A 15,994-nucleotide genomic window follows, 5' to 3' on the forward strand; every position below is an offset into this window, starting at 1 on the left:
AGAACACAGCACGGGGCCGGAACATGACTCCACCAGTGAAATGCGTATCGGGTTTTTAGGAGCGCTGTAATGCCTGAGATCTATCATTTTTTCCAACAGCTGGTTAATGGGCTGACCATTGGCAGCACCTATGCCTTGATAGCCATTGGCTACACAATGGTTTACGGCATCATTGGAATGATCAACTTCGCCCATGGCGAGGTATACATGATTGGTTCCTACGTGGCTTTCATTGCCCTCGCCGGGCTGGCCATGATGGGTATCCACTCCCTGCCGCTGTTGATGACCGCCGCGTTCCTGGCGTCGATCGTCGTAACCAGTGCCTATGGCTACAGTATCGAGCGCGTTGCCTACCGTCCCTTGCGTGGCAGCAACCGTTTGATCCCGCTGATTTCCGCCATCGGCATGTCAATTTTCCTGCAGAACACCGTATTGCTGTCCCAGGATTCCAAGGATAAATCCATCCCCAACCTGATCCCGGGGAGCTTCTCCTTCGGTCCGGGCGGTGCGGAAGAAGTGCTGATTTCCTACATGCAGATCCTGGTCTTCGTCGTCACCCTGGTGGCCATGCTGGGCCTTACCCTGTTCATCTCCCGCTCCCGTCTGGGGCGCGCCTGCCGGGCCTGCGCCGAAGACATCAAGATGGCCAACCTGTTGGGCATCAATACCAACAACATCATCGCCCTGACCTTCGTGATCGGTGCCGCGCTGGCAGCCGTCGCGGCGGTACTGCTGAGCATGCAGTACGGCGTGATCAACCCCAACGCCGGTTTCCTGGTAGGCCTCAAGGCCTTTACCGCAGCGGTATTGGGCGGCATCGGCAGTATCCCGGGCGCGATGCTCGGCGGCCTGGTGCTGGGGGTGGCCGAAGCGTTTGGTGCCGATATTTTCGGCGACCAATACAAGGACGTCGTCGCGTTCGGCCTGTTGGTCCTGGTGCTGTTGTTCCGTCCGACCGGCATCCTGGGCCGTCCGGAGGTTGAGAAAGTATGAGCAGATATCTTAAATCGGCGTTTTTCAGCGCCTTGCTGGTGTGGGCGGTGGCCTTCCCGGTACTCGGTCTCAAGCTGAGCATTGTCGGCATAAACCTGGAAGTGCATGGCACCGGCCCCGTGACGCTGACCATCATCGCCCTGTGTTCGGTGCTGATGTTCCTGCGCGTGCTGTTCACCCAGCAGGTCGGCGCCCTGTTCAAGCGCAACCGTGGCCCGCTGGTCTCGCCCAAGGTCAGCCAATTCCTGACCCTGCCACGCACTCAGCGCTACATCATCATCGGCCTGATCGTGGCCGCGTTGATCTGGCCATTCTTCGGCTCGCGCGGTGCGGTCGACATTGCCACCCTGATCCTGATCTACGTGTTGCTGGGCCTGGGCCTGAACATCGTGGTGGGCCTGGCCGGTCTGCTCGACCTGGGTTATGTGGGCTTCTACGCCGTGGGTGCCTACACCTACGCGCTGCTGTCGCACTACCTGGGCTGGAGCTTCTGGATCTGCCTGCCGCTGGCCGGCATGGCGGCGGCCACGTTCGGCTTCCTGCTGGGCTTCCCGGTATTGCGCCTGCGTGGTGACTACCTGGCCATCGTGACCCTGGGCTTCGGGGAAATCATCCGTCTGTTCCTGCGTAACCTGACCGACATCACCGGTGGCCCCAACGGCATCAGCAGCATCCCCAAGCCGACGTTCTTCGGGCTGTCGTTCGACCGCACCGCTGCCGAAGGCATGCAGACGTTCCACGAGTACTTCGGGATCGACTACAACCCGGTGAGCAAAGTGGTGTTCCTGTACCTGGTGGCGCTGTTGCTGGCGCTGGCGGCACTGTTCGTGATCAACCGCTTGCTGCGCATGCCGATCGGTCGTGCCTGGGAAGCGTTGCGCGAAGATGAAATCGCCTGCCGTGCCCTGGGCCTGAACCCGACCATCATCAAGCTCTCCGCCTTCACCCTGGGTGCCGCGTTCGCCGGTTTTGCCGGCAGCTTCTTCGCCGCTCGCCAAGGCCTGGTGACCCCGGAGTCGTTCACCTTCATCGAGTCGGCGATCATCCTCGCCATCGTGGTGTTGGGTGGCATGGGCTCGCAGCTGGGCGTGATCCTGGCGGCGATCGTGATGATCCTGCTGCCGGAAATGATGCGTGAGTTCAGCGAATACCGCATGTTGATGTTCGGCGCCATGATGGTGCTGATGATGATCTGGCGACCTCAAGGCCTGCTGCCCATGCAACGTCCACACATGGAGCTGCGCAAATGAGCCGCGAGATCCTGAAAGTCGAAAACTTGAGCATGCGCTTCGGCGGCTTGCTGGCGGTCAACGGCGTCGCCCTGACCGTGAAAGAGAAACAGGTGGTTGCGCTGATCGGCCCCAACGGCGCCGGCAAGACCACGGTGTTCAACTGCCTCACCGGTTTCTACAAGCCGAGTGGCGGCAGCATCCTGCTGGACGGCCAGCCGATCCAGGGCCTGGCCGGTCACGAGATCGCCCGCAAGGGCGTGGTGCGCACCTTCCAGAACGTACGGCTGTTCAAGGACATGACGGCGGTCGAGAACCTGCTGATCGCCCAGCATCGTCACCTGAACACCAACTTCTTTGCGGGCCTGTTCAAGACCCCGGCGTTCCGCAAGAGCGAGCGCGAGGCTATGGAGTACGCTGCGTACTGGCTGGACAAGGTCAACCTCACCGAGTTCGCCAACCGCCCCGCCGGCACCCTGGCCTATGGTCAGCAACGTCGCCTGGAAATCGCCCGCTGCATGATGACCCGCCCGCGGATCCTGATGCTCGACGAACCGGCCGCCGGCCTGAACCCCAAGGAAACCGAAGACCTCAAGGCGCTGATCGGCGTGTTGCGTGAGGAAAACAACGCCACGGTGCTGTTGATCGAACACGACATGAAACTGGTCATGAGCATTTCCGACCATATCGTGGTGATCAACCAGGGCACGCCGCTGGCGGACGGGACGCCGGAGCAGATCCGTGACAATCCTGAAGTGATCAAAGCCTATCTGGGGGAAGCGTAAAATGCTGCAATTCGAAAACGTTTCCACTTTCTACGGCAAGATCCAGGCCCTGCACAGCGTCAACGTCGAAGTGCGCCAGGGTGAGATCGTCACGCTGATCGGCGCCAACGGCGCCGGCAAGTCGACCTTGCTGATGACCTTGTGCGGCTCGCCGCAGGCCCACAGCGGCAGCATCCGCTACATGGGTGAAGAGCTGGTGGGCCAGCAGTCGTCGCACATCATGCGCAAGAGCATTGCCGTGGTGCCGGAAGGCCGGCGGGTATTCTCGCGCCTGACCGTGGAAGAAAACCTGGCCATGGGCGGGTTCTTCACCGACAAGGGCGACTACCAGGAGCAAATGGATAAGGTGCTGCACCTGTTCCCTCGCCTCAAGGAGCGCTTCAGCCAGCGCGGCGGCACCATGTCCGGCGGCGAGCAGCAAATGCTCGCCATCGGCCGGGCGCTGATGAGCAAGCCCAAGCTGTTGCTGTTGGACGAACCCTCCCTGGGCCTGGCACCGATCATCATCCAGCAGATCTTCGACATCATCGAACAGCTGCGCAAGGACGGTGTAACGGTGTTCCTCGTGGAGCAGAACGCCAACCAGGCGCTGAAGATCGCTGACCGTGCCTATGTGCTGGAAAACGGCCGGGTGGTGATGCAGGGCACTGGCGAGCAGCTGCTGACCGATCCGAAGGTACGTGAGGCGTACCTGGGCGGCTAAGAGACGGTTGCTGGATAAGCCGGATCTCATGTGGGAGGGAGCAAGTTCCCTCCCACATTTTTTTGCATTGTTTGAAATTATTTCGTCTGACCTTGTAACGAACATCCCCCTCCCGCCTCTAGTGGTGCAAGCAGGCATTCAAGCCTGCTCTTCAACCTACTGCTGGAGATCCACCATGACCACCAAACTGTCCGCCGCTAGCCTCGTCCTCGCCCTGAGTACGGCCTTGAGCCTGTCCGCCCTGACCACCACCGCCCACGCTGCCGACGACATGCAGAAATGCTTCGGCGTCGCTGAAGCCGGCAAGAACGATTGCGCCGCCGGTGCCGGCACGTCCTGCGCCGGCACCTCGAAGACCAAGGATCAGGCCAACGCCTGGAAACTGGTCCCGGCCGGCACCTGCACCCAAACCCCAAGTTCCACCTCGCCGACCGGCTTCGGCCAGGAAGCCGCCTTCACCGCCAAGTCCTGACCCCTGCCTGGCCTGAGTACGGATGATGACGCTTTCACTCCTACCCGCAGTCTCACCGATTCAGATGCCCGGGCTCCCCTATCGGACCGGGCTGGGGCTGAAGCACGAGCACTTCAATGAAGTGCTCGATACTTCGCCCGACATCGGTTTTTTTGAAGTGCACGCCGAAAACTACATGGTGGCCGGCGGCCCGTTTCATCACTACCTGGGGTTGATTCGCGAACGTTACCCCCTGTCGTTGCACGGCGTGGGCCTGTCCATCGGTGGCGAAGGCCCGCTCAACCGTGAGCACCTGGGACGCTTGGCCGCACTGATCGAACGCTACCAACCCCACTCATTTTCGGAACACCTGGCCTGGTCCAGCCACGGCCCGGTGTTCCTCAACGACCTGCTGCCCCTGGCTTATGACGCCACCACCTTGAGTCGAGTGTGCGAGCACGTCGACCAGGTACAGAGCACCCTCAAGCGGCCGATGCTGCTGGAGACCCCATCGACCTACCTGCAGTTCCAGCGCTCGACCCTGGACGAGACCGACTTCATCAGCGAGATCATCCGCCGCACCGGCTGCGGCCTGCTGCTGGACGTGAACAACGTCTACGTGTCGTGCATCAACCACCAGCGCGACCCTCTGGCCTACATCCACGCCCTACCATTGCGCGCCGTGGGTGAGATTCATCTGGCCGGCTTCGCCGAAGACACCGACAGCCTGGGCGATCGCCTGCTGATCGATGACCACGGCGCGCCCATCGATAACGCAGTGTGGCTGCTGTACGAACACTTACTCGCGCTGACGGGCCCGGTCGCAACCCTGATCGAGCGCGACAACCAAGTGCCGGCCTTCAGCGTGCTATGCGCAGAAGCCCAGCAGGCTGAACGGTACTTATCGCAGGTCCACCCATGAGCCTTCACGACGCCTTTTCCAGCGCCTTGCTGGCGCCCGGCCAACCTTGCCCCGACGGCCTGTTCAGCAGCAACGGGGCCGACCCGGCCAGTCGTTTTGCGGTGTATCGCAACAATGTTCACAACTCGTTGATCAATGCGCTGGCAACCGCATACCCCGTAACCGCGCAATTGGTCGGCGATGAATTTTTCCGCGCCATAGCCGGCATTTTCGTTCAGGCATCCCCGCCCGCCAGCCCGCTGATCAGCGAGTACGGCGGCACATTCGCCGACTTTATCCAAGGTTTTGAACCGGCCGCCAGCGTGCCCTACCTGGCCGATGTCGCCCGGTTGGAACGCTTGCGGGTTCGCGCTTATCACGCAGCTGATACAGCCGTGGTGGATCCGCAAGCCGTTCTGCAGCAACTGCAAGCCCACACGAAGCCGGGGGCGCTGCATCTGCAACTGCACCCGTGCGTTGGCACATTGAACTCCGCCTACGCAGTGGTTGCGGTATGGGCGGCCCACCAGACCGAGGGCGCCCTGGTCACTCTCGATCCCTGGCATGCCCAAGGCGCGCTGGTGTTGCGCCAAGGGTTGAGCGTCAAGGTCTTCGCCATCGACGGCGGCTCGGTCGCCTTTATCAATAGCCTGAAACAAGGCTCGGCACTGGAAATGGCCGTCGCCAATGCCCTCGAGGCCAGCGCCGAGTTCGACCTGCACCAATGCCTCACGCTGCTGATCAACCACGACGCACTCACTCATCTGCTCCCAGAACAACAGGTATCACCATGAACACTTACGCTTCGTGTCTGATCAAGCAGGCCATCGCGCTTTTCGAGAAAATCCCTTACAGCCTGATCGCGTTTATTGCGCGCTTCTCCATTGCGGCAGTGTTCTGGAAGTCCGGGCAAACCAAGGTCGAAGGCCTTGCCATTGACCTGATCAACGGCACGTTCGAATTCGGTACCCCCAAACTCGCCGCCTCGACATTGCCGCTGTTTCGCAGTGAATACCACGTGCCGTTGCTGTCGCCGGAAGTCGCCGCGCACATGGCGGCGTTTGCCGAGCACTTTTTCCCGGTGCTGATCCTGGCGGGCCTGGCCACGCGCTTCTCAGCCCTGGCCTTGATCGGCATGACCCTGGTCATTCAGTTGTTCGTGTACCCGGACGCCTACCCCACCCACGGCACCTGGATGGCGCTGCTGTTGCTGTTGGTCGCCAAAGGCCCGGGCAGCCTGTCCATCGACCACCTGATTGCGCGCCGCTACCGTTAAAGCCGATCCAGTGCCTCGCCGCTGCGCTTGAACCAGTCCACCAGGTAGTCGGCCAATACTTGGGTACGTCTCGGCAGGCCGCCTTGATAAGGATGGACCAGGTACATCGGCAGACTCCGCGTCTGGTAATCACGCAGTAGCCAACACAATCGGCCGTCAGCCAATTCCGTCGGCAGCACGTAGGACGGCAAGCGGGCGATACCGGCACCGACCAGGGCAGCCTTCTTCAGCAAGTTGTAATGGTTGGAGGCAAAGGTGCCACTCACCCTCACCCGCAACAACTCGTGCTGCTGGTGATACAGCCATTCCTCGCGACCGCTGTAGTGGCTGTTGAGTAAACAGGTGTGCGCCGCAAGATCCCCAGGGGTCAGTGGCTCGCCATGTTGCTCCAGGTAAGCGGGACTGGCACAGGTCATCTCGTGCCAGGCCAGCAGCGGCCTGGCCACCAGACGCTCGTTTTCAATCGCCCCCGAGCGCACCCCCAGGTCAAAGCCGTCTCGCGCCAGGTCTCGGTAGCTGTTGTTGAGCTCCAGCTCGATCTGCACCTGTGGATACTGCTTGGAAAACTCCAGCAACAAACCATCGAAGAAGGTTTCCCCTAATGAAACCGGAACCGTCATACGCACAGGCCCGGCCAAATCGTCCTTGAGACGCGCCAATGCCTGTCGGGCGCGATCCACCTGCACCACCAGCGCTTGCGCCTGGGGCAACAGCGCCGCACCGGCGGCGGTCAGGCTGAGCCTGCGTGTGGTGCGGTGCAGCAAGACCACGCTGAACTGTGCCTCCAAATGGCTGATGCGCTTGGACAGCTGGCCCTTGCTGCAACCCAGTTGCTCGGCCGCCACGGTAAAACTGCCGGCTTCAATCAGTACGGCAAAGGCCGCCAGGTCATCCATCTCGCTCATGGACTGTTTCCATTTGAAAACCAAAGGTTGCCTATTAGCACGTTTATCCGTCTGAAAAGCCACCCTAGACTTGATGCCTACCCCCCTACTGTAGGAGCGAGCTTGCTCGCGAAAATCGTCAACGATAACGCGCTCAGCCTGGTACACAGCGGCGCTTTTGCGTTTTTCGCGGGCAAGCCCGCTCCTACAGTTCCTGAGAAACCCAGAGGAACAGCACCATGAAAATCCTATTGATTGGCGCCAGTGGCACCGTCGGCTCGGCAGTCAAGGCCGAACTGGCCCAGCGTCACGAAGTGATCAGCATTGGCCGCAGCAGCGGCGACTTCCAGGTGGATATCAGCGACAGCACCTCGATCCGCAACCTGTTCGAGCAGACCGGCAAATTCGATGCACTTGTCTGCACTGCAGGCAACGTGAATTTCGTGGCGCTGGGGGATATGGGCGAAAGCGACTTTGAACTGGGCCTGCGTGACAAGCTGATGGGCCAGGTCAACCTACTGTTGATCGGCCGCGAGTATGCCAACGACGGCGCGTCGTTCACCTTCACCAGTGGCATTCTCAACCGTGACCCGATCCGTACTGGCGCTTCGGCTGCGCTGGTCAATGGCGCACTCGACGCGTTCATCAAAGCCGCGGCAATCGAATTGCCACGGGGGCTACGCATCAACTCCGTGAGCCCGACCGTGCTGGTGGAGGCCATGGGCAGCTACGCACCGTACTTCCGTGGCTATAAACCGGTTCCGGGGGCCGATGTGGGATTGGCCTATGCAAAAAGCGTGGAAGGCTTACAGACCGGCCAGACATTTATTGTTGGCTGAATGTAACCATTGTAAGAATTGCCTGAAGCAGGGCTGCGGGGTTGTGATGCAACGCCAGCCTGCGTAACGTGGCGGCACTTGTCTGGAGACCCGATCATGCGTGCCGCCCGTACCCTCGCCCTGTTTGCCTTGCTTCCTGTGTTCGCCGCTTGCCAGATGTTCGAAAACGAGCCGACCAAGCCGTCTACCGCCGGGTTGACCCGCATGCAGGGCGAACTCACGGCGGTAGGTAGCAAGCTGCTGTTCCAGCCGTGCGACGATAAACGAAACTATGTCGTCAACGACACCAGTGGCACCAGCATCCTGCAGGAAGCGGCGTCCCTGGCCGGCCAGCAAGGGGCATTGTTTGCCGATTTGCGTGGCAAGTTCTCGGGCGTCGCCAGCGGCACCCAGGGCAGCGTCGACCTGCAACAACTCTATCGCGTAGAGCGCTCGACCTCTGCCTGCACCGACCCGGACTTCAAGCGCATGACCCTGCGGGCCAACGGCCACAAGCCAGCCTGGGCCATGAACGTCACCGCCAAGGGCATGGTGCTCGAGCGTGAAGGCCAGCCGCCACTGGCGGTGCCTTATGTCGAAGAGCAGATCGGCGACGGCCGCTTCAACCTGATGACCGAAGCCAACAACCAGCACATCGAACTGTGGGTCGCGCCGCAACGCTGCATCGACAGCGTCAGCGGCAGCCTGCAACACATGACGGCGGAGTTGCGCGTCAACGGCCAGGTACAGCGCGGTTGCGCGGCGTTTGGTGGTTCCCGGGACGACTGATTCAGCGCTGCGCTGTTTTAACCTGACGGAAAACCGCCATTGAGGCTTATAATCGCCGGTTTGCAAAACAGCCGGCCTCTTTGTCCGCCGCCTACCGGATCCCGTCATGTTACGAATCACCGAACTCAAGCTGCCCATCGACCATCCCGAAGAAGACCTGCGGCCTGCCATTGTGCAGCGCCTGGGCATCGCCAGTGATGACCTGCTCGATTTCACCCTGTTCAAACGCAGCTACGACGCGCGCAAGAAGTCGTCGGAGCTGTGCTTCATCTACACCATCGACCTCAATGTGAAGGGTGAGGCCGCCCTGCTGCTCAAGTTCGCCGATGACCGCAACGTCAACCCCGCGCCGGACGTCAGCTACAAGGTCGTGGGCCAGGCCCCGGAAGGCTTGGTCGAACGGCCTGTGGTCGTCGGTTTTGGCCCGTGCGGTATCTTCGCCGGACTGTTGCTGGCGCAGATGGGCTTCAAGCCGATCATCCTCGAACGCGGCAAGGAAGTACGCCAGCGCACCAAGGACACCTGGGGCCTGTGGCGCAAAAGCGTGCTCAACCCCGAGTCCAACGTGCAGTTCGGTGAAGGCGGCGCCGGGACCTTCTCCGACGGCAAGCTCTACAGTCAGATCAAGGACCCGAACTTCCACGGCCGCAAAGTCCTGCACGAGTTCGTCAAGGCCGGCGCGCCGGAAGAAATCCTCTACGTCAGCAAACCCCACATCGGTACCTTCCGCCTGACCGGCGTGGTGGAAAACATGCGCGAGCAGATCATCGCCCTGGGCGGTGAAGTGCGTTTCGAGCAACGGGTGACCGACGTGCTGATCGAAGACGGCCAGTTGAATGGCGTGGTCATCGACGGTGGTGAGCAGATCCTCTCCAGGCATGTGATCCTGGCCCTCGGCCACAGCGCCCGCGACACCTTCCGCATGCTCCACGGCCGTGGCGTCTACATGGAAGCCAAACCGTTCTCGGTGGGGTTCCGGATCGAACACCCGCAATCGCTGATCGACGCCGCGCGCCTGGGCAAATATGCCGGGCACCCGAAGCTGGGCGCCGCCGACTACAAGCTGGTGCACCACGCCAAGAACGGCCGTTCGGTCTACAGCTTCTGCATGTGCCCGGGTGGCACCGTGGTGGCAGCGACCTCCGAGCCGAACCGTGTGGTGACCAACGGCATGAGCCAGTACTCGCGTAACGAGCGCAATGCCAACTCCGGCATCGTCGTCGGCATCACGCCGGAAGTGGATTACCCAGGCGGCCCGCTGGCGGGTATCGAGTTGCAGGAGCGCCTGGAGTCCCACGCCTACATCCTCGGCGGCAGCAACTACGAGGCTCCGGCACAGTTGGTCGGCGACTTTATCGCTGGCAAGCCGTCCACGGCGATCGGCAGTGTGGAACCGTCCTACAAGCCAGGGGTGGCCCTGGGTGACCTGGCCCTGGCCTTGCCGGACTTCGCCATCGAAGCGATCCGCGAAGCACTGCCGGCGTTCGAGAAGCAGATCAAGGGCTATTCGCTGCACGATGCCGTGTTGACCGGTATCGAGACGCGCACCTCGTCGCCGCTGCGGATTACCCGTGACGAATCGATGCAGAGCCTGAACGTGAAAGGCCTGTTCCCGGCCGGTGAAGGCGCTGGGTATGCGGGTGGGATTCTGTCGGCCGGTGTCGACGGGATTCGGATTGCCGAGGCGTTGGCGCGGGATATGCTCGGCATCGAGGCCTGAGAACAGCGCAAATTAAATGTGGGAGGCGGCTTGCCCCCTCCCACATTTGGTTTGCATCGGATCAGATATTTGCGCGCAGGATGCTGGCGGGTAATGGCTCGCCCTGCTCCACACTGGCCGCCACGGCCGCGATCAACCCCTCGAGCGCATAGCCCTGCCCCGCCAACCACGCCTGGTCGTAATAGGTCGTCGCATACCGCTCGCCCCCATCACACAAGATCGCCACGATCGAACCTGATTCCCCCATCGCTTTCATCTGCTGCGCCGCCATTAATGCGCCAATCAGGTTGGTCCCGCTGGAACCGCCGACTCGCCGCCCCAGGCGCTCAGCCAGGTAATGCATGGCCGCCAGCGACAGCGCATCCGGCACCTTGACCATCGCATCAATCACCTTGGGCAAAAACGACGCCTCGACCCGTGGCCGGCCAATGCCTTCGATCCGCGAACCACAGTCCAGGCGCAGGCTGGCGTCACCGCTCTGGTAGAAATCGAAAAACACCGAGCGCTCGGCATCGGCACACAACACGCGGGTACAGTGCTGGCGATAACGCACATAACGACCCAGGGTGGCGGTGGTGCCGCCGGTACCGGGGCTGGAAATCAACCAGCTCGGTTCCGGGTGCCGCTCAAAGCGCATCTGCTGGAAGATCGACTCGGCGATGTTGTTGTTCGCCCGCCAGTCGGTGGCACGCTCGGCATAAGTGAACTGATCCATGAAATGACCGCCGCTTTCCTGGGCCAGGCGTTCGGACTCGGCGTAGATCTGCGTGGGATCCTGTACCAGATGGCTTTTGCCGCCGTAGAAGGCAATCTGCGCGATCTTTTCCTGGGACGTCGTGGCGGGCATCACCGCAATGAACGGCAGCCCGAGCAGCCGGGCAAAGTACGCTTCGGAAATCGCCGTCGAGCCGCTGGATGCTTCAATCACCGGCGCGCCTGGCTTGAGCCAGCCATTGCACAGCGCGTACAGGAACAGCGAACGGGCCAGCCGATGTTTCAGGCTGCCGGTGGGGTGGCTGGATTCATCCTTGAAGTACAACTCGATGCCCGGCAGGCCCGGCAGCGGTAACGGAATCAGATGCGTGTCAGCACTGCGTTGGAAGTCCGCTTCGATGATGCGAATGGCTTCGCGGGCCCAGGGACGGTGGTCGCTCATAAGGAAGAACTCTAAGGATTTCAGCACCGATCTTAGGATGTTTCCTACACTGCACACAGATACAGTGACGACTCAATTGGACACACAATTGCTAGGCTTTGGCGCTACGCCACCCTACACCATCTCTTATAACAAATAAGAATATAACTTTTGTTTTAACAACTAACGGTACGGGTTAGGGTACCCACCTATTGAACCTGGATTGGAGAGCATCCCTTGCCTCTGCGTAGCACTTTTACCCGTTTCTTCCAGCTGGAAGCCGCCAGCGGCCTGTTGTTGATCGCCGCTGCCGCCTTGGCGCTGATCATCAACAACTCTCCGTTGTCGCACCTGTATGGCGCGTTTCTCGACGTGCCGGTGGTGGCCCAGATTGGCGCGCTGCAAATCGCCAAGCCCGCACTGCTGTGGATCAACGATGGCCTGATGGCCCTGTTCTTCCTGCTGATCGGCCTGGAGGTCAAGCGCGAGCTGCTTGACGGCCACCTGTCCAAGCCTTCGCAAGTGGTGCTGCCAGGCGCAGCCGCCATCGGCGGCATGGTCGTGCCGGCGCTGATCTACTGGGCAATCAACAAGGACTACCCCGCCGCCCTCTCCGGCTGGGCAATCCCGATGGCCACCGACATCGCCTTCGCGTTGGGCGTCCTGGCACTGCTGGGCAAGCGGGTGCCGGTGTCGTTGAAGCTGTTCCTGATGACCCTGGCCATCATCGACGACCTGGGCGCGATCATTGTTATTGCAGTGTTCTATTCCGCCGACCTGTCCGGTGCGGCCCTGGCCGGCGCGGGCGCCTGCCTGGTTGCCTTGATTGCAATGAACCGCCTGGGCGTGATCAAGCTCGGGCCCTACCTGATCATCGGCCTGATCCTGTGGGTGTGCGTACTCAAGAGCGGCGTGCACGCCACCCTGGCCGGCGTGACCCTGGCGTTCTGCATCCCGATGCGCACCAGGAATGCCGAGCCCTCGCCGCTGCTTACACTGGAACACGCCCTGCATCCATGGGTGGCCTACGGCATCCTGCCGCTGTTCGCCTTCGCCAACGCCGGGGTGTCACTCACCGGGGTCAGCCTGGAAAGCTTCACCCACCACGTGCCGATGGGCATTGCCGCCGGCCTGCTGATCGGCAAGACCGTCGGCGTGTTCGGCCTCACCTGGCTGGCCATCAAGACCGGCCTCGCAGCACTGCCCAGCGGCGCCAACTGGGGCCAGGTCTTCGGCGTGGCGATCCTGTGCGGCATCGGCTTCACCATGAGCCTGTTCGTAGGCTCCCTGGCGTTTGTGCCGGGTGCCAGCGAGTTTGCCGGGGAGGATCGAATGGGGATTCTGACCGGATCGATACTTGCGGCGTGTATCGGGTACGTGGTGACGGCGATGGCGAGTCGCAAAAAAGCCTGAGCCGACTGAAACGCAGCCCATAAAAAACCCCAACCGGTCACCCGGTTGGGGTTTTCTTTTGCCTGCTGCTTACCGGTCAGCGAGTAACGCGGCTGGTGCCATCAACGGTCATGATGCGGACGCGATCACCGATGCGGAAGATTTCATTTTCCTGCACGGCTTGCACGTAGGCACGCATGCTGCCGTCGTCTTCGCGAACGGTGATTTCCACGCCCTGGGTGCGGGTCAGGCCTTCTTCGGTGGCCGAGCCCAGCAGGCCGCCGGCAACGGCGCCGATCACGGCAGTCACGATACTGCCACGGCCACCGCCGATGGCGCTGCCGCCCACACCACCGATGACCGCGCCGGCAGCGCCGCCAATTGGGGTCTTGGTGCCTTCGATTTTTACCGGACGCAGGGATTCAATGGTGCCCATGCGAACGGTTTGTACACGACGCGCTTCGTCACGGGAGTACGAGTCGCCGGTCAGACTCGAGGCGCAGCCACCCAGCAGCAACGACAGCGTGGTAAAGCAGGCAACCAGTAAAACGGACTTACGCATAGCATCAACTCCAAAGGACAGGTATTCATTAGACGCTGCAGCTTGACGCCTGTCACGACAAGCCCGGCAGGAAATTGCTTTCATTCAGCCTCAGTACAGACTGCCCGTAGCCAAAATACCGACCAACGGTAGCACTCTCATCGTAACCAGGAACTTCATGGACTATTTCATCATTGTAGTCACTACCGTCGCCGGCCTGTACTTCCATGGTTGGTTGTACCTGCGTATCCGACGCTGGATAGACCGCGACCTGGCACTGTCCCTGGCGGGAGACGATCTGCACAAGCGTGCCTTTATGCTGCAACAACTGGAGCAGGCGCGGATCTCGAAGATCAAGCGAAGCGAGTTGCCGCAGTGGCTGACGAACGCCGCACAACAGTACACAGCCGAAACCTCTTCAACAGAGACTTCGGTGTGATCGACATCATTCCAGTGGGGTGACGAAAGGTGCCGCTCAGGGCGCCAGGCGCTCGCGGGTCCATTCGGTCCCTTGCAGGCGGTAGTTCAGGCGGTCATGCAGGCGGCTGGCGCGGCCTTGCCAGAACTCGATGCGCTCCGGCAGCAGGCGATAGCCACCCCAATGCTCGGGGCAGTCGGGCTGGGTATCGCTGAAACGCTGTTCGGTGGCCTTGAGCAGGTCCTGCAGTTCTTCACGGTCACGAATGACCTGGCTCTGCGGGGAAGCCCAGGCGCCTAAACGACTGCCCAGGGGGCGGACCTGATAATAAGCGTCGGACTCCTCAGGGGTGACCTTGACCACCCTTCCTTCAATACGCACCTGGCGCTCCAGGGTCGGCCAGAAGAACGTCATGGCCGCAAACGGCCGCGCCGCGAGCTGTTCGCCCTTGGCGCTCTGATAGTTGGTGAAGAAGGTAAAGCCCTGCGCATCCAGGCCCTTGAGCAGCAGGATGCGGCAGTGCGGGCGACCGTCCTGGTCGACCGTAGCCAGGGTCATGGCATTGGCTTCCACCGGTGGCTGCTCGGTTTTCACCGCATCGGCAAACCACTGGTGGAACAACGCAAACGGCTCGTTCGGGGCTTGGGCCTCGCTCAAACCGTCCCGTGTGTAGTCACGGCGCATATCGGCCAGTGCCTGGGTCATGCGGCTTTATCCTTGTGGTTCAGCGGATCAGTTTTTCGCCTGGTCATTCGCAGCCGGTGCAGCAGCCTTGGCTTTGGCCGGGGCCGGTTTCTTCGCAGCGGGCTTGGCCGGGGCTTTTTTAGCCGCTGGCTTGGCAGCAGCCTTTTTAGCTGCGGGTGCCTTTTTAGCCGGTGCCTTGGCGGCCGGGGCCGGGGCTGGAACGTTCTGCACCGCAACCATTTCGGCTACAGGCGGGGTCTTGCCCGATTGATACTTGCTCAACAGCGCCAGCATGGTCGTGCGCTGGGTGAACATGATTTCCATGCGGCGGTTCAGCGCGCGGCCCTGGGTGCTGTCGTTGGCGGCACGTGGCATCAGGTCACCCATGCCACGCAGCATCAGGCGGTCCTGTTTCAGGCCGCTGAGGCTGAAGATCGAGGCGATGGACTGCGCACGTTCCTTGGTCAACGCCTGGCTGGCAGGCGCGGTACCGGTGGCATCCACGTGACCCAGCACCAGCACGGCGGTTTTTGGATCGGCTTCCACCGCCTTGGCGACGCGAGTGAACGGCCCCAGGGTAACCGGCAGCAGCATCGCCGGGCGTTTCGGGTTGTAGGAGCCGTCTACCGGAGCAATCACCACGAGTACGTTATCGCGACGTTCCAGCTGCAGGTTGCTGTCCTTGATGGCGGCGCGCAGGCGCGGCTCATAGTCGTCCAACCAGGCCTGGGTGATTTTCGGGTCAGGCATCGGCACATTGGTCACGTCGACCTTGGCCAATGGCTTGGGTTTGCTTTCGAACGGCCACCACCAGTGAGTTTCGCTGTCGGTCTTGGCGACGGCAGGCGCGGCGTCTGGAGCCGGGGTCGCGGCCTTGAGGTCGGCTTTCAGGTCAGCCTTGGCATCAGCGGCCTTCTCGTCGGCGCTCTTGGAGGAGAACGGCCACCAGCTGGAACCGGTGTCAGCCTTGGCGGCCGGCGCTGGCGCGGAGGCGACAGGCGCAGCAGCAGCAGCAGCAGCAGCAGCAGCGGCTACAGGTGCGGCAGGCTTGCCGCCGGCAGCGGGCTTGGCGTCCGGCTTGGCGTCGGTTTGGGTCACTGCGTCCTTGGTCGTGGCCTTATCCGATCCAAATGACCACCAATGCCCACCCTCGGCATCATTTTGTGGAGTTTGTGCGCAACCGGTAATAGTGAGGCAAAGCGCCAGTGCCAAGGACTTGTTCGATAACATGAGATATCCACAAAATGAGAAAAGAAACGGGGGTCTCGATGACCC

The 15,994-nt window shown here is 61.5% G+C and carries 18 protein-coding genes; 13 read left to right on the forward strand and 5 right to left on the reverse strand.

Annotated features, from left to right (window positions below):
• Window positions 1-69: 69 nt before the first annotated feature.
• The 8 genes from livH to PspCFBP13509_RS01290 all read left to right on the forward strand — a co-directional run bounded on the left by livH (window position 70) and on the right by PspCFBP13509_RS01290 (window position 6,338).
• Complete coding sequence (gene livH / locus PspCFBP13509_RS01255) at window positions 70-993, forward strand: high-affinity branched-chain amino acid ABC transporter permease LivH (protein WP_003172375.1); 924 nt, start codon at window positions 70-72, stop codon at window positions 991-993.
• A complete protein-coding gene (locus PspCFBP13509_RS01260) occupies window positions 990-2,243 on the forward strand; it encodes a high-affinity branched-chain amino acid ABC transporter permease LivM (RefSeq protein WP_027604423.1) in 1,254 nt (417 codons plus the stop codon). Before livH ends, PspCFBP13509_RS01260 begins: the two co-directional genes overlap by 4 nt.
• Entirely contained in the window at window positions 2,240-3,007 is a 768-nt protein-coding gene (gene livG / locus PspCFBP13509_RS01265) for a high-affinity branched-chain amino acid ABC transporter ATP-binding protein LivG (protein WP_027604424.1), read from the forward strand. The genes PspCFBP13509_RS01260 and livG overlap by 4 nt, the downstream gene beginning before the upstream one ends.
• Before the next feature lies 1 nt (window position 3,008).
• Complete coding sequence (locus tag PspCFBP13509_RS01270) at window positions 3,009-3,710, forward strand: ABC transporter ATP-binding protein (RefSeq protein ID WP_017844798.1); 702 nt, start codon at window positions 3,009-3,011, stop codon at window positions 3,708-3,710.
• Between the two features lie 175 nt (window positions 3,711-3,885).
• Window positions 3,886-4,182 (forward strand): BufA1 family periplasmic bufferin-type metallophore, encoded by a 297-nt coding sequence (locus tag PspCFBP13509_RS01275; RefSeq protein ID WP_137211461.1) that lies wholly within the window; start codon window positions 3,886-3,888, stop codon window positions 4,180-4,182.
• Between the two features lie 22 nt (window positions 4,183-4,204).
• Window positions 4,205-5,083 (forward strand): MNIO family bufferin maturase, encoded by an 879-nt coding sequence (gene bufB / locus PspCFBP13509_RS01280; RefSeq protein ID WP_137211462.1) that lies wholly within the window; start codon window positions 4,205-4,207, stop codon window positions 5,081-5,083.
• Window positions 5,080-5,856 carry an HvfC/BufC N-terminal domain-containing protein gene (locus tag PspCFBP13509_RS01285; protein WP_137211463.1) on the forward strand — a complete coding sequence of 259 codons (777 nt, stop codon included), beginning with the start codon at window positions 5,080-5,082 and terminating at the stop codon, window positions 5,854-5,856. Before bufB ends, PspCFBP13509_RS01285 begins: the two co-directional genes overlap by 4 nt.
• Window positions 5,853-6,338 (forward strand): DoxX family protein, encoded by a 486-nt coding sequence (locus PspCFBP13509_RS01290; RefSeq protein WP_137211464.1) that lies wholly within the window; start codon window positions 5,853-5,855, stop codon window positions 6,336-6,338. The genes PspCFBP13509_RS01285 and PspCFBP13509_RS01290 overlap by 4 nt, the downstream gene beginning before the upstream one ends.
• Here the strand turns inward: PspCFBP13509_RS01290 and PspCFBP13509_RS01295 are convergent.
• Window positions 6,335-7,243, reverse strand: coding sequence for a LysR family transcriptional regulator (locus PspCFBP13509_RS01295; RefSeq protein WP_137211465.1), 909 nt, complete (start codon window positions 7,241-7,243; stop codon window positions 6,335-6,337). The two genes, PspCFBP13509_RS01290 and PspCFBP13509_RS01295, sit on opposite strands and share 4 nt — an antisense overlap.
• Before the next feature lie 218 nt (window positions 7,244-7,461).
• On the opposite strand from PspCFBP13509_RS01295, the gene PspCFBP13509_RS01300 reads away from it, so the two are divergent.
• From PspCFBP13509_RS01300 to PspCFBP13509_RS01310, 3 genes are all read left to right on the forward strand, one after another.
• Complete coding sequence (locus PspCFBP13509_RS01300) at window positions 7,462-8,061, forward strand: short chain dehydrogenase (protein ID WP_065947320.1); 600 nt, start codon at window positions 7,462-7,464, stop codon at window positions 8,059-8,061.
• Between the two features lie 96 nt (window positions 8,062-8,157).
• Entirely contained in the window at window positions 8,158-8,829 is a 672-nt protein-coding gene (locus PspCFBP13509_RS01305; protein ID WP_065926423.1) for a COG3650 family protein, read from the forward strand.
• Between the two features lie 106 nt (window positions 8,830-8,935).
• Window positions 8,936-10,549 carry an NAD(P)/FAD-dependent oxidoreductase gene (locus PspCFBP13509_RS01310; protein ID WP_137211466.1) on the forward strand — a complete coding sequence of 538 codons (1,614 nt, stop codon included), beginning with the start codon at window positions 8,936-8,938 and terminating at the stop codon, window positions 10,547-10,549.
• 61 nt (window positions 10,550-10,610) lie between these two features.
• Here PspCFBP13509_RS01310 and PspCFBP13509_RS01315 read toward each other — a convergent pair whose 3' ends face one another.
• Entirely contained in the window at window positions 10,611-11,705 is a 1,095-nt protein-coding gene (locus tag PspCFBP13509_RS01315; RefSeq protein WP_074844280.1) for a PLP-dependent cysteine synthase family protein, read from the reverse strand.
• Between the two features lie 216 nt (window positions 11,706-11,921).
• On the opposite strand from PspCFBP13509_RS01315, the gene nhaA reads away from it, so the two are divergent.
• Window positions 11,922-13,097 carry a Na+/H+ antiporter NhaA gene (nhaA, locus tag PspCFBP13509_RS01320; protein ID WP_065926426.1) on the forward strand — a complete coding sequence of 392 codons (1,176 nt, stop codon included), beginning with the start codon at window positions 11,922-11,924 and terminating at the stop codon, window positions 13,095-13,097.
• Window positions 13,098-13,173: 76 nt separating this feature from the next.
• On the opposite strand, the gene PspCFBP13509_RS01325 is transcribed toward nhaA, so the two are convergent.
• Entirely contained in the window at window positions 13,174-13,638 is a 465-nt protein-coding gene (locus PspCFBP13509_RS01325) for a glycine zipper 2TM domain-containing protein (protein WP_003189251.1), read from the reverse strand.
• 157 nt (window positions 13,639-13,795) lie between these two features.
• Here PspCFBP13509_RS01325 and PspCFBP13509_RS01330 point away from each other — a divergent pair, with 157 nt between their 5' ends.
• Complete coding sequence (locus tag PspCFBP13509_RS01330; protein ID WP_065947319.1) at window positions 13,796-14,056, forward strand: hypothetical protein; 261 nt, start codon at window positions 13,796-13,798, stop codon at window positions 14,054-14,056.
• A gap of 36 nt (window positions 14,057-14,092) precedes the next feature.
• Here the strand turns inward: PspCFBP13509_RS01330 and pdxH are convergent, their stop codons facing one another.
• Together pdxH and PspCFBP13509_RS01340 are read right to left on the reverse strand one after the other, a co-directional pair.
• The gene (gene pdxH, locus PspCFBP13509_RS01335; protein WP_027604436.1) at window positions 14,093-14,740 is read right to left on the reverse strand and encodes a pyridoxamine 5'-phosphate oxidase; all 648 of its coding nucleotides are present in this window, start codon (window positions 14,738-14,740) and stop codon (window positions 14,093-14,095) included.
• 27 nt (window positions 14,741-14,767) lie between these two features.
• Window positions 14,768-15,949, reverse strand: coding sequence for an OmpA family protein (locus PspCFBP13509_RS01340; protein ID WP_137211467.1), 1,182 nt, complete (start codon window positions 15,947-15,949; stop codon window positions 14,768-14,770).
• Window positions 15,950-15,994: the final 45 nt, after the last annotated feature.

Source organism: Pseudomonas sp. CFBP13509, from assembly GCF_005233485.1.
In the GTDB taxonomy this organism is placed as follows: domain Bacteria; phylum Pseudomonadota; class Gammaproteobacteria; order Pseudomonadales; family Pseudomonadaceae; genus Aquipseudomonas; species Aquipseudomonas marginalis.